The 11,842-nt window shown below is 68.5% G+C and carries 15 protein-coding genes and 1 pseudogene; 10 read left to right on the top strand and 6 right to left on the bottom strand.

Going from position 1 to position 11,842, the window contains the following annotated elements; translation table 11 throughout:
* The first annotated feature begins 107 nt into the window (after positions 1-107).
* Positions 108-950 (top strand): oxidoreductase, encoded by an 843-nt coding sequence (locus tag AC27VN_RS00795; RefSeq protein WP_490875268.1) that lies wholly within the window; start codon positions 108-110, stop codon positions 948-950.
* Here the strand turns inward: AC27VN_RS00795 and AC27VN_RS00800 are convergent.
* On the bottom strand, positions 941-1,666 hold the full coding sequence (locus AC27VN_RS00800; protein ID WP_490875269.1) for a FadR/GntR family transcriptional regulator: 726 nt from the start codon (positions 1,664-1,666) through the stop codon (positions 941-943). The two genes, AC27VN_RS00795 and AC27VN_RS00800, sit on opposite strands and share 10 nt — an antisense overlap.
* Before the next feature lie 97 nt (positions 1,667-1,763).
* Between AC27VN_RS00800 and AC27VN_RS00805 the strand changes: the two genes are divergently transcribed.
* The 4 genes from AC27VN_RS00805 to AC27VN_RS00820 all read left to right on the top strand — a co-directional run bounded on the left by AC27VN_RS00805 (position 1,764) and on the right by AC27VN_RS00820 (position 4,389).
* Positions 1,764-2,450 (top strand): RraA family protein, encoded by a 687-nt coding sequence (locus AC27VN_RS00805; protein ID WP_490875270.1) that lies wholly within the window; start codon positions 1,764-1,766, stop codon positions 2,448-2,450.
* A 56-nt stretch (positions 2,451-2,506) separates the two neighbouring features.
* Positions 2,507-3,307, top strand: coding sequence for a transporter substrate-binding domain-containing protein (locus AC27VN_RS00810; RefSeq protein WP_093352892.1), 801 nt, complete (start codon positions 2,507-2,509; stop codon positions 3,305-3,307).
* Between the two features lie 64 nt (positions 3,308-3,371).
* Positions 3,372-4,010, top strand: a complete 639-nt coding sequence (locus tag AC27VN_RS00815) for an ABC transporter ATP-binding protein (protein ID WP_490875271.1) — start codon at positions 3,372-3,374, stop codon at positions 4,008-4,010.
* 220 nt (positions 4,011-4,230) lie between these two features.
* Positions 4,231-4,389: a hypothetical protein gene (locus AC27VN_RS00820; protein ID WP_177239534.1), complete on the top strand. Its 159-nt coding sequence runs from the start codon at positions 4,231-4,233 to the stop codon at positions 4,387-4,389.
* Positions 4,390-4,503: 114 nt separating this feature from the next.
* On the opposite strand, the gene AC27VN_RS00825 is transcribed toward AC27VN_RS00820, so the two are convergent.
* On the bottom strand, positions 4,504-6,927 hold the full coding sequence (locus AC27VN_RS00825; protein ID WP_490875272.1) for a catalase: 2,424 nt from the start codon (positions 6,925-6,927) through the stop codon (positions 4,504-4,506).
* Positions 6,928-7,110: 183 nt separating this feature from the next.
* On the opposite strand from AC27VN_RS00825, the gene AC27VN_RS00830 reads away from it, so the two are divergent.
* The 4 genes from AC27VN_RS00830 to AC27VN_RS00845 are packed head-to-tail and all read left to right on the top strand — an operon-like array spanning position 7,111 to position 8,734.
* Positions 7,111-7,860, top strand: a complete 750-nt coding sequence (locus tag AC27VN_RS00830) for a Crp/Fnr family transcriptional regulator (protein WP_490875273.1) — start codon at positions 7,111-7,113, stop codon at positions 7,858-7,860.
* On the top strand, positions 7,857-8,075 hold the full coding sequence (locus AC27VN_RS00835; RefSeq protein WP_296734331.1) for a hypothetical protein: 219 nt from the start codon (positions 7,857-7,859) through the stop codon (positions 8,073-8,075). Before AC27VN_RS00830 ends, AC27VN_RS00835 begins: the two co-directional genes overlap by 4 nt.
* Complete coding sequence (locus AC27VN_RS00840) at positions 8,068-8,484, top strand: hypothetical protein (protein WP_490875274.1); 417 nt, start codon at positions 8,068-8,070, stop codon at positions 8,482-8,484. The genes AC27VN_RS00835 and AC27VN_RS00840 overlap by 8 nt, the downstream gene beginning before the upstream one ends.
* 37 nt (positions 8,485-8,521) lie before the next feature.
* Complete coding sequence (locus AC27VN_RS00845) at positions 8,522-8,734, top strand: hypothetical protein (protein WP_296734327.1); 213 nt, start codon at positions 8,522-8,524, stop codon at positions 8,732-8,734.
* 37 nt (positions 8,735-8,771) lie between these two features.
* On the opposite strand, the gene AC27VN_RS00850 is transcribed toward AC27VN_RS00845, so the two are convergent.
* Positions 8,772-9,101, bottom strand: a complete 330-nt coding sequence (locus tag AC27VN_RS00850) for a hypothetical protein (RefSeq protein WP_490875275.1) — start codon at positions 9,099-9,101, stop codon at positions 8,772-8,774.
* 302 nt (positions 9,102-9,403) lie between these two features.
* On the opposite strand from AC27VN_RS00850, the gene AC27VN_RS00855 reads away from it, so the two are divergent.
* Entirely contained in the window at positions 9,404-9,640 is a 237-nt protein-coding gene (locus AC27VN_RS00855) for a hypothetical protein (RefSeq protein WP_296734321.1), read from the top strand.
* A 48-nt stretch (positions 9,641-9,688) separates the two neighbouring features.
* On the opposite strand, the gene AC27VN_RS00860 is transcribed toward AC27VN_RS00855, so the two are convergent.
* The 3 genes and pseudogenes from AC27VN_RS00860 to AC27VN_RS00870 all read right to left on the bottom strand — a co-directional run.
* Complete coding sequence (locus AC27VN_RS00860) at positions 9,689-10,522, bottom strand: inositol monophosphatase family protein (protein ID WP_490875276.1); 834 nt, start codon at positions 10,520-10,522, stop codon at positions 9,689-9,691.
* Positions 10,523-10,568: 46 nt separating this feature from the next.
* Positions 10,569-11,597 carry an LLM class flavin-dependent oxidoreductase gene (locus tag AC27VN_RS00865; protein WP_490875277.1) on the bottom strand — a complete coding sequence of 343 codons (1,029 nt, stop codon included), beginning with the start codon at positions 11,595-11,597 and terminating at the stop codon, positions 10,569-10,571.
* Positions 11,594-11,842: pseudogene (locus tag AC27VN_RS00870) on the bottom strand (ABC transporter ATP-binding protein); the annotation flags it as partial. The gene AC27VN_RS00865 and the pseudogene AC27VN_RS00870, both read right to left, overlap by 4 nt.

Genomic DNA, 11,842 nt, shown 5'->3' on the forward strand with positions numbered 1-11,842 from the left:
GCCGGGTCCACGGCTTTGCAGTTTTAGGCAAGCCATGTGTGCGACTCGGCATATCGCGACCGTGCTGCGATTTCTACGATCGGTGCCTGATCTTCAAGGAGCCGACCATGACACAGACCACACCCAAAACCTTCCTCATCACGGGCGTCAACTCGGGATTCGGAAAAGCCTTCGCGGCAGCCGCCCTCGCGCAGGGCCACACGGTGCTCGGCACCGTCAGGAATGAAAGCAACAAGGAAGCCTTCGAGCGCAGCGCGCCCGGCCGATCGCATGCCGTGGTGCTCGACGTCACCGATTTCGACGCGATCGATCGCTCCGTTCCCCAACTGCTCGCCCAGCACGGGCCCATCGACGTGCTGGTCAACAACGCGGGCTACGGGCACGAGGGAACGCTCGAGGAGTCCAGCCTGGCCGAGATGCAACGCCAGTTCGACGTGAACGTCTTCGGCGCGGTCGCGATGATCAAGGCCGTGCTGCCCGCGATGCGCACGCGCCGCCGCGGCCACATCGTCAACATCACCTCGATGGGCGGCTTCATCACCATGCCCGGCATCGCCTACTACTGCGGCAGCAAGTTCGCGCTCGAGGGCATCTCCGAGGTGCTCGGCAAGGAGGTCGCGGCCTTCGGCATCCATGTCACCGCCGTCGCGCCGGGCTCCTTCCGCACCGACTGGGCCGGGCGCTCGATGGTGCGATCGGAGCGCAGCATCGCGGACTACGACGCGCTCTTCGATCCGATCCGCGAGGCCAGGCAGGCCAAGAGCGGGGCGCAGACCGGCGACCCCGCGAAGGCGGCGCAGGCGTTGCTCGCGCTGGTCGACGCGCCGAATCCGCCGGCGCACCTGCTGCTGGGCACCGACGCGCTGGGGCTCGTGCGCGCCAAGCTCGCGGCGATGTCCGATGAGATCGATGCCTGGGAGGCGGTGACGCGCTCGACCGATCACGCCTGAGGTTCGCGCAGCAGCGCATGCAGCGCCGCGGCCATGTGGGCCTGCATGGAAGCCGCGGCACCGGCCACGTCGCCTTCGCAGATGCGGGCCACGAGTTCGGCGTGGCCGTCCTGCACCTGCTGCAGGCTCTTGCGGGTCTTGCGCCGCTCCATGCCCTGGCGCGACTGAGATTCCAGCGACGCGCGGATCGAGCCGATCATCTGCCACAGCAAGGGGTTGCCGCTGGCGCGCGCGATCTCGACGTGCAGCTCGGTGTCGAGCGCCGCATAGGTGGCCGGGTCGCGCAGGCAGCCCTGCATGCGTGTCACCAGCGCCGTCATGCGCTCGATCTGGGCCGGCTGCCGGCGCGCGGCCGCGAGCGCCGCGGACTGGCCTTCGAGCGCCGCGCGCACGGCCATCAGGTCCTCGGTGGAGTTGTCGAGCACCTGCAGCGCGCGCGCGAAGTAGATCGACATCGCGGTGGCGTCGAGGTCGCGCCGGATGATCGGGCTCTTGCCGTTGGCGATGTCGACCACCCCCATGCCCTTGAGCGTGCGCAGCGCCTCGCGCACCACGGGCCGGCTCACGCCGAGGATCTCGGCCAGCCGGCCTTCGCCGGGCAGCGCGGCGCCGGGCGCCAGCCGCGAGCGCTCGATGTAGCCCAGCAGGCTCTGCACGGCCTGCTCCGAGAGCGGCACGCGCTCGAGCTTGTCCAGGACGAAGGGATGGGCGGTCATCGCTACCTATCATATAGGGTGAGAGCTTGCGACCCAGGCGGGCGCCTCGTTCAATCAGGCCATTGATCGACTGGCTGAACGAATGAACGAGACAAGCATGTGGAAAGACGATGACGAGCTGTTCCAGCTCATGAAGACCAAGCTGTTCCCCGCCGTCGTGGGCGACATCCTCGACACCATGGGGCTGCTGCGGCAGTTCCTGCCGCCGGCCATCCGGCCGGTGGAGCGCTCGATGGTGATCGCGGGCCGCGCGATGCCGGTGCTCGAGACCAACTGCTTCGCGCGCACCGAGCCCGAGGGCAAGACGCCGCTGAGCCGCCAGCCCTTCGGGCTGCTGTTCCAGGCGCTCGACGACCTGAAGCCCCACGAGGTCTATGTCGCGACCGGCTGCGCGCCGCAGTTCGCGCTCTGGGGCGGGCTCATGACGACGCGCGCCCAGCACCTGAAGGCCGCGGGCGCGGTGCTCGACGGCTACTCGCGCGACACCAACGAGGTGCTCGAGCTCGGCCTGCCGGTCTTCTCGCTCGGCGGCTATTCGCAGGACCAGGGCCCGCGCGGCAAGGTCGTCGACTACCGCGTGCCGGTGGAGATCCAGGGCGTGCGCATTCGCCCGGGCGACATCGTGTTCGGCGACCAGGACGGCGTGCTGATCGTGCCGAAGGAGGCCGAGGTCGAGGCCTTCCGCCGCGCGCTCGAGAAGGCCAGCACCGAGAACGCGGTGCGCACCGCCATCCGCAACGGGATGAGCACGGTCGAGGCCTTCGAGACCTTCGGCGTGATGTGACGGGCCTACTTCGCCCCTCCCTCGTTCCCTGCCGACCCATTCACAAGGAGACTCACATGTTCGATTCGATGTCGCGCCGGCAACTGCTGGCGGTCGCGGCCGGCGCCGCCATGGCCGGCCTGTCCGGTGCCGCCGTGGCGCAAAGCGCCGCGGAAATCCAGAAGAAGGGCCAGCTCACGATCGGGCTGCTCGTGGACTTTCCGCCCTACGGCACCACCAATGCGCAGAACCAGCCCGACGGCTACGACGCCGATGTCGCGCGGCTGCTGGCCAAGGACCTCGGCGTCAAGCTGAACCTCGTGCCCGTCACCGGCCCCAACCGCATCCCGTTCCTGTTGACGAACAAGGTCGACCTGCTCGTCGCCTCGCTCGCGATCACGCCCGAGCGCGCCAAGCAGGTCGACTTCTCGGCGCCTTATGCGACCGCCACCGTGATCCTGTATGGCGCGAAGAAGGTTGACATCAAGAGCGCGGCCGACCTCAAGGGGCGGCGCATCGGCGTGGCGCGCGCGAGCGTCCAGGACGTGGCGCTGACCGCCATGGCGCCCGAGGGCACCGAGATCCGCCGCTTCGACGACGATGCCTCGGGCATGCAGGCGCTGATCTCGGGTCAGGTCGATGCGATCGGCTGCTCCACCACCGTCGCCGCGCAGATTGCCAAGCGCGTGCCGCCCGATACCTACGAGAAGAAGTTCACCGTACGCGAGCAGGTCATGGCCATCGCCATGCGGCCCGGCCAGGCCGAGCTGAAGAAGACGCTCGACGAGTTCGTCGCGCGCAACCGCGCCAATGGCGAGCTCAACAAGCTGTACCAGAAGTGGCTGGGGACGGACTTTCCGGTGATTGCGGCGTCCTGAGATCGTCGGGCCGCCGTCGACCCGGCGGGCGCGGCGCGCGCCGGTTTTGCGGTAGGGTCGAGGCATGAACCCAGCGTCGACCGCGCCCATCCTCGTCGTCAAGAACTTGAGCTTCGCCTACCCCCGTCGGCCCGCGCTCCTGTCCGCCTGGAGCGCCAGCGTCGGCGCCGGGCTGACCCAGCTCTACGGTGGCGACGGGAGCGGCAAGTCGACGGTCCTCCGGCTGCTTGCGGGGAAGCTTCGCGGCGAAGGCCAACTGGACCTCGCGGGAGCGCGCCTGGACCAGGACCCCGACACCTATGGCCGGAACGTGTTCTTCGTCGACCCGGAGACCGACGCCTTCAATGACATCTCGGCGACGCGGTGCACCGCGTCGTTGAGTGCCGGCGATCCAGGCTTCGATGAAGCGAAGTGGCGCGCCCTCGTGGAGGGCTTCTCCCTGACGCCGCACCTCGAGAAGCCGATGTACATGCTCTCCACCGGGTCGAAGCGAAAGGTATGGCTGGCGGCTGCCCTCGCGTCGGGACGCGCACTCACCTTGCTCGACGAACCCACCGCGGCGCTCGATGCCAACTCGATTCGCTTCCTGTGGCGCACCCTCTCCGAGAGCGCTGGCCGGGACGACCGCGCGATCGTGATCGCAAGCGCCGAGCGAATCGATGCGGTACCGCTGTCGGCTTCGATCGAGCTGCCCTCATCGTGAGGCAACGCTCGGTGGTCGATGCAGCCCGAACACCGATCACGCGATTGGCAACCCCACCTTTGGGGGATACGGCGAAGAACATCGTGCGCCGGGCTTTTGCGAAAATCCGCGCATGCTTCTTTCTCCACCGAGCGGTACGGACCGCGTACAGGGCCTCGCGGCGCGGCTTGGCTGCACAGTGGCCGAACACTGCGAGCCCTATGGAAAATCCAAACCCGCCGTGTTGGGCAGCCTCTCCGGGCTCGCGTTGACGCTCAAGGAATTCGGTGGGCGCTGGGACAGGGTCGAACGGGTCTACGTGTTCGCCAACTGGCCCATGCTCGAGGCGGCGCTCGAGTACTGCGTGAGGCACAAGGACGAAGCACGCGTGCCGGTGTGAACAGCACGCGCCCTTGCCGCGCGGGAATGTCGATTCCGATCAGGGTCCTGCCTCGGAGGGCCTCGGTGGAGGCGATCCGGAACTCGCGCGCCACCGCGGCGCGACGAGCACGCATCAGTTCTTCGGCGGATCGTTCTCGCGTTCGAAATGGCGCAGCGGCATGGCGGCGATGAAGGCCGCGATCGCCGCATCCGCGTCGGCGGCGTCCGCGAGGACCAGCCCCGCATCCGCCGAACCGTCGGGCAGCGCCAGCGGGATCTGAGCCTCGGCCAGCAGGGCTTCCGAGGCGCCGAAGGCCAGGATCGTCTTGCAGTGCCAGTACTGCGCGCGCAGGAACTCCAGCGTGTGGGCATCGGCGTCCAGGGCTTCCACGGCCGCGGCGCCATCGGGCAGGACGAGCGCGTCGAACAGGAAGCCCGGCGAGTTCTCCATCGTGGCGTCCGCTTCGAAGCGCTCGCCCGCGGCGCCGTTGTAGGTCCCGAGCCTCGCGGCAACGAGGCGCGGCACGGCGCCAGCCTCGACCAGCGCGCTGATCAGCTTCGCGAGCGACGTTCCTTCCACGCCATGCGCGATCAGGATCGCCACCTTGCGCGTGCGGATGCCGCCATCGCCCGGCCGGGCCAGCAGTGACAGCGGCGGCGAGACCTCGACCTCGGGTCGCGGCGGGTTCTCTAGCGCCTTGGGCAGGGGCGCGGGCAATGCCATGCCCAGGTCCTGCGCGAGCCGCGCCGCCAGTTCGGGTGACGCATTCGCGAGGCTCGCGACCACGCGTTCGCGGATCGCGGGCACCGTCACCTTCGACAACTCGAAGCGGAACGCGTTGCCGATGTGGGCCTTCTCGACTTCCGACTGGCTCTCGAAGAAGAGCCGGGCCTGGGTGTAGTGGTCGGCGAACTTCTCGGGCTTGATGCGCACCTTGTCCGCGCTCTCCTTCGCATCCAGGCGCCTGGCGACGCTCGTGAAGCCCTGCGCGGCGCCGGCCTGGAACGGGCAGCCGCCCGCCAGCGAGTTCGGCTCGTAGGCGACACGGCCGCGGTGGATGGCCTGCCGGTGCATGCCGTCGCGCTGGTTGTTGTGCACCTGAGCGATCGGCGCGTTGATCGGCAGCTCGTGGAAGTTCGGTCCGCCCAGACGGCTGATCTGCGTGTCCACGTAGGAGTGGATCCGGCCTGCCAGCAGGGGGTCGTTGGTGAAGTCCAGCCCGGGCACGATGTGCGCGGTGCAGAAGGCCACCTGCTCCGTCTCGGCGAAGAAGTTGTCGGGGTTGCGGTTGAGCACCATGCGCCCGACGATCTGCACCGGCACCAGCTCCTCGGGAATCAGCTTGGTGGCGTCGAGGATGTCGAAGCTGAACTGCTCGGCCTGTTCCTCGGTGAAGATCTGCAGGCCCAGTTCCCACTCCGGGTACTCGCCGGCTTCGATCGCCTCCCACAGATCGCGGCGATGGAAGTCCGGGTCGGCGCCCGAGATCTTCACCGCCTCCTCCCACACCAGCGAGTGGGTGCCGAGCTTGGGCTGCCAGTGGAACTTGACGAGGAAGGACTCGCCCGCGTCGTTGACGAGGCGGAAGGTATGGACCCCGAAGCCCTGCATCATCCGGTAGCTGCGCGGGATCGCGCGGTCCGACATCTGCCACATCAGCATGTGGGTCGACTCGGGCATCAGCGAGACGAAGTCCCAGAAGGTGTCGTGCGCGCTCGCGGCCTGGGGCATCTGGTGATGGGGCTCGGGCTTCACGGCATGGACGAGGTCGGGGAACTTGATCGCGTCCTGGATGAAGAACACCGGCATGTTGTTGCCGACCAGGTCCCAGTTGCCTTCGTCGGTGTAGAACTTGACGGCGAAGCCGCGCACGTCGCGCGCCGTGTCCTTGGAGCCGCGTTCGCCCGCCACGGTCGAGAAGCGCACGAACACCGGCGTGATCTTTCCCGCCTCCTTGAAAGGCGCGGCCTTGGTGTACTTCGTGAGCGGCTCGTAGGCTTCGAAGAAGCCGTGCGCGCCTGAACCACGCGCATGCACGATGCGCTCGGGGATGCGCTCGTGGTCGAAGTGCGTGAGCTTCTCGCGCAGGATGAAGTCCTCGAGCAGCGCCGGCCCGCGCGCACCGGCCTTCAGGGAGTTCTGGTTGTCGGCGATCGGCACGCCCTGGTTGGTGGTGAGCGTCTGGCCCGAGGAGTCCACCCGCACGCGGTCCAGCGTGTCGATGGTCGCGTTCACGCCCTCGAGCGCGGCACTGCCCGTCTTGGCCGAGGCATTGGCCTCCGAGAGCGTGCTCCCCGTAGGCAATCGTGATGCCGGTGTGGCGGTCGCGCCCACGGGCGCGGACTGCGCATTCGCCAGGCCATGCTCGAGCGCCTTGTTCGGATTGGCGGGCATGGCGGCGGCAAGCGCCTGCGCATCGATCATCTTCTGCGCGGGAAGGTCGTCCTTCCCCGCGGCCGCGGGCGCCGGTGCAGCGGGACCGCTGTCCGTGTTGCGGGCCGCCGCGCGCGCCGCATCGAGGTTGGCAACGGAAGGGGTGGCTTTTTTCTTGGACATGGGTCCTCGCTTGGGTTCGGTCGTGGTGGAGCGCGAACTCTGAGGACGGGCGATGCGCTCATTCGTAGGACAAAGGCCCCTTCCACGCCTGTTTGCACCGCACAGCCGATACAGGCTCAAACTTGATCCAGGTTAATGCGCCGTGCCGCGATGCGGGGCACCATCCATGACAAGGAATCTTCCATGCTGACCGAGAACGTATTTCGCAACCGTGCTGCGGAAATCTCCAACGCCGAACGCAGCCTGCTGGAAGGCGCGATCTCCCATACGCAGACCTACACGGCCGGCAGCCTGGTCGTTCGCCAGGGCGTGCCGGTCGACATCAGCACGCTGCTGGTGAAGGGACTCATGACACGCCATGTCGATGCGCCGGATGGCCGGCGCCACCCGGTGGCGCTGCATGTGCCCGGCGACTTCGTCGACCTGCATGCCTACGCCTTGAAGGAGCTCGACCACGATGTCGCCGCGTTGACCGACATCACCGTCGCTGTCTTTCGCCATGCTTCGCTGGAAGCCATCCAGGCATCGGAGCCCGGCCTCGCCCGGCGGCTGTGGTTTCTCACGCTGCTGGACGCGGCGATGCACCGGCAGTGGATCTATCGCCTGTCGAGCCTCAACGCGCTGCAGCGCGTGTCGCACTTCCTGTGCGAGACCCATGCCCGCCTGCTGGCGATCGGCGCGTCCGAAGGCCACGCCTTCTCGCTGCCCATGACGCAGGCCGATATCGGCGAGGTCTGCAGCCTCACGAATGTCCATGTGAATCGCGTGTTGCGCGAGCTGCGCGAATCCGGCCTGTGCAATGTCCGCGGGGCCAACGTGCAGATCCTGGACCTGAACGGCCTGGTCGAAAGAGCGCGGTTCGACCCTCACTATCTGTACCTCAACCCCCAGACCGCGGCGCGCGCGGTCGGCCACACCGGGAACATTCCATGAGCGATCGCCGCACCATTCCCGGACCGCGCGAAGACGCCGGCCACGCCACTGCCGAGGATGGCGTGGTGATCCTCGATGGCCCCGATGGGGTCGCCGTGACGATGACGGCGGATGCCGCCGCCCTGACGGCGGAGCGTCTTCAAGCGGCAGCGCTGCAGGCGCGCGAGCAGATGGCCGCCGCGGGTCCTGCAACCGAAGGTCGGCCGGGTGCGTAGAAAGACACTGAGCGAGCGCGAACTGCGCGTGCTGGCCAGCATGAAGCTGCTTTCATGTTTTGGGCAGCAGCAACTGCCCGCCGAATGCACGTCGAGGGATGACATCGAGCGGCTGCTCGGCCTGAACGCCGCCAACCTCGTCAAGGCGAGCTTCGATGCCCCGGTGCGGGAACGCTCGGGCGATGTCTACATTCCGCGCGCGGTCGTGCTGGAAGTGACGGCGGAAGGGCATTCGGCATTGGCACGCGCTCGGCGACAGCAGCCCGAGCATTTCGACGACATGCCGACGCGCCAGCCGCGTGCGAGGCGTGCTTCCAAAGCGGTCAACGAGGGGCCCGACAAGCGGATGGAGACCGTCCGGGCACCGGGCGAGGTCGTGGGACTGCCCCAAGATTTCTCCGATTCCTGATCTATTCTTCTCGCCTGCCGCAGGGACTGCAACACCCATGGACTTTCTTCGCCGTATCAAGGATTGCCAGTTTCCGCTCGCGCTGCACGACGAGGCCGACATCCGCAACGCGATCGTGCTCGAAGCAGCGGGGCTGGTCGAGGCACAGCTTCCTCCCCCGGACGTTCCGCTGACGCAGGGCGCCTCGGTCATCTTTCGCATCACGCCCGAAGGCCGGGCCGCCATTTCCAGGGCCGAGCGGTCGGAGTGACGAAGGGATCCGGGTCCGGCCGCGGCGCCGCGCGGAGCTACCAGTTGCGCAAGGAGACATCCGGCGCGCTCGTGGCGCAGGGCTTGGCCGTGCCGCTCTCTCGCGGCCCTTCGCGCACGTCGCCCGCGAGGTCCATCAGCGCGGCCATGCCGTCGGTCAGGGCATGGTTCCAATGCCTGCACGGCCGCTGGCTCGCCAGCAGTTCGCGCCAGCTCGACGGGTCGGCGCCCTGCTCCAGGAGCACCCAGAAGTAGCGGCCAGGGTCGGATTCGATCACGTGGACGGAAATGCGTCGCAACTGGCTCGCTGGCGGGTCGTCGGTGGTCTGTGGACTGTCGTGTCCTGTGCCGGGGGCAGCATCGGCCATGCGTGTCTCTTGGGTCGTTGGGTTGAATGAATGGAGCCGAACACTCGGACCTCGCCAGACTTCGACGCGTAGGCGTTCCGCGCTTCGCGCGGCAGGGCGCGGCGCACAGCCGATCCGATGGCTGAACGTCCTACGCCCGCGCGGGCGAAGCTCGTGCGCTGCGGACCCCGCCCGCCTTCTAGCGTGTAGAGACGATCACTCCATGAGCATCGTCATGGACGGGTTCACGCTTCCGCACGATGCTCGTGACCGTGGCGGTGCCGCGTTGGCTCGCCCGCGGGCGACAGTCTGGAGACTTTCGAATGACCAATGAACACGCTTTTGTCTATGGCGGCCATGCCTTCCGGCTGGTGCTCGCGCCGGATCCGCGCGGGACCTGCAATGTGGCGGTGGACTGGATGGCGCAGCCCGACCAGCCAACGCGCTTGCCGCAGGACGCCGATCCCTATGCGACCGCCGAAGAGGCCTTGCGGCATGGCCAGCAGCAAGCCATGCGGTGGGTGCATGACCGCACAGGGGACGGGCAGGGGCGGTTCTAGAGCCGAAGGGGCGGTGGCACTTCGAGGGCGGTGCCGCAGAAGCGAGAATCAGCCCAGCAAGGCCGCGCGCACCGCGTCGAAGCCCGCGCGATCGGCGGTGCAGATCAGCCCGCCGGTCCGGTGCGCGGGCCGGTAAGCCGACCCGTCGTGATGCGCCGCGTAGCCGCCTGCTTCGCGATGCAGCAGCCAGCCCGCTGCATGGTCCCAGGGCATGAGCTTGTTGTAGAACAGGGCGTCGATGTCGCCCGCGGCCGCGAGCCGGTACTCGTGCGCGGCGCAGCGGAACCAGTTGGTCATGCCCAGGCGCGACAACCGCGCGTTGACTTCGCTGCGAAGCGGCTCGGGCAGGAAGTTCGTGCCGACGATGGCTTCCATTTTTTCGACGGGCACGGCCGGCGCCACCTGCAGTTGCTGCTTCGCGCCCGAGGTCGATTCGATCCACGCGCCGCCGCCGCGGATCGCGAAGGCCGTGTCGGCGCGCACCGGGTCATGGATCGCCGCGGCGACCACCTCGCCGCGCACGGTCACGGACGCCATCGTGCCGAACAGCGGCAGGCCGCTCGCGAAGTTCTTGGTGCCATCGAGCGGGTCGACGATGAACGCGAGCTCCGCGTCGTCGATGGCGTCGAGCAGCGCGGGGTCGCGCGTGCAGGCCTCCTCGCCGATCAGCACGGCCTCGGGATGGCGCGCGCGCAAGGCCGTGAGCACCGCGGCCTCGCAGGCTTCGTCGGCGTCGGTCACGATGTCGAAGGACGAGGTCTTGCGCCGGCGGTCGACGCTGTGGAGCGTCTGGAAGCGCGGCATGATTTCCTCGCGGGCGGCAGTGGCGAGAAGCGATCCCAGGAATGCGAGGTCGTCGGAAGTGAAAGGCGAGGCGGGCATGCGAGGTACCAGGGGAGTGGGCCCGCAGGAGGATAAGGCGGTTTCTTCAGTCTCGCTTGAGCACCGGCAACACCTCTTGCGCGAACAGCCGCATTCCGCGCATGGCCACCGCGCGGTCGAGCACCCCGTTGCCATTGAAGACGCAGCGCAGTTGCCGAATGCCGGTGCGTGCGGTGAGGGCCTGCATCTGTTCCAGGCAGGAAGCCGGATCGCCGACGATCGCCTGCGTGCGCAGCACCTCGGCAGGATCGCGCATCGGCAAGGTGCCCGGCGCCTGCCCGCGCAAGATCGCGAAATGCTCGCGTCGGCGGTGGAGCAGGGGCAGCAGCGCATCGAATTGCTGCCGCGCCTCGGCCGGTGATGCGCCGATGCAGACATAGCGCGACAGCGAGGAGCGCGCCAGGAAGGAAGCACGTCGCTGCGCCATCGCTTCAGCGTCGAGCGAAGCGAAGGCCGCCTCCACATGCGCGAGCTGCGCCGGCTCCGGTGGCTCCAGGCTCAACAGCAGCGGCAGGTCCTCCGTGACGGCGAAGCGCATCGTCTCCTCGGTCGAGCCCGCGATGTACAGCGGCGGTGCCGAGGTCGTGAGATGGCGGATCTGCTGCGCCTCGAAGCGCCAGGGGCCGTCGCTCGACGACACGCTCTCGCCGCGCAGGGCCGCGATCACCAGCCGGCAGCCGTGCGCGAAGCGCTCGCGCGTCTGTTGCGGATCGATCTCGAGCGCGCGCAGGGTCGATGCGTCGGTGCCGCGCCCCAGGCCCGCATCGAAGCGGCCATCGCTCTGCAACGCCAGCTGTGCGATCTCCTCGGCCAGCAGCAGCGGATGGTGCAGCGGCACCACCAGCGCGGAGACGCCGATGCGCAGGCGCTCGGTGCGCGCGAGCAGCGCGGCGGCCAGCAGCAGCGGCGAGGGATAGGGGCCGCCTTCGGCCAGCAGGCGGAATTCGTGAAACCACGCGCCATCGAAGCCCAGCCGCTCGGCCTCCTCGAAGAGCGCGAAGAACTCGCGCGACGGGCCGAGCGTGGCCTCGCGCGACCAGCCGGCCAGGTCGATGCGCAGTGTGGGCGCGGTCATGGCGCGGGGGCGGCCGTGAAGAAGCGCAGGCCGCCGCTCGAGAAGGCGGCGATGCCCGGGCCATAGCCCTGCGCCAGGCGTTCGTCGCTCAGCACTTCGGCGGGCGTTCCGGTCGCCACCAGCCGGCCCTGGCCGAGCAGCGCGAGCCGGTCGCACCAGGTGCTGGCGACATGCAGGTCGTGCAGCACCACGAGCACGGCGCGCGTGCGGGCGCTGTCGCGCAGCAGGGCCATCAGGCGGTGGTG

The organism is Variovorax sp. 20P10.2.4 (assembly GCF_058244205.1).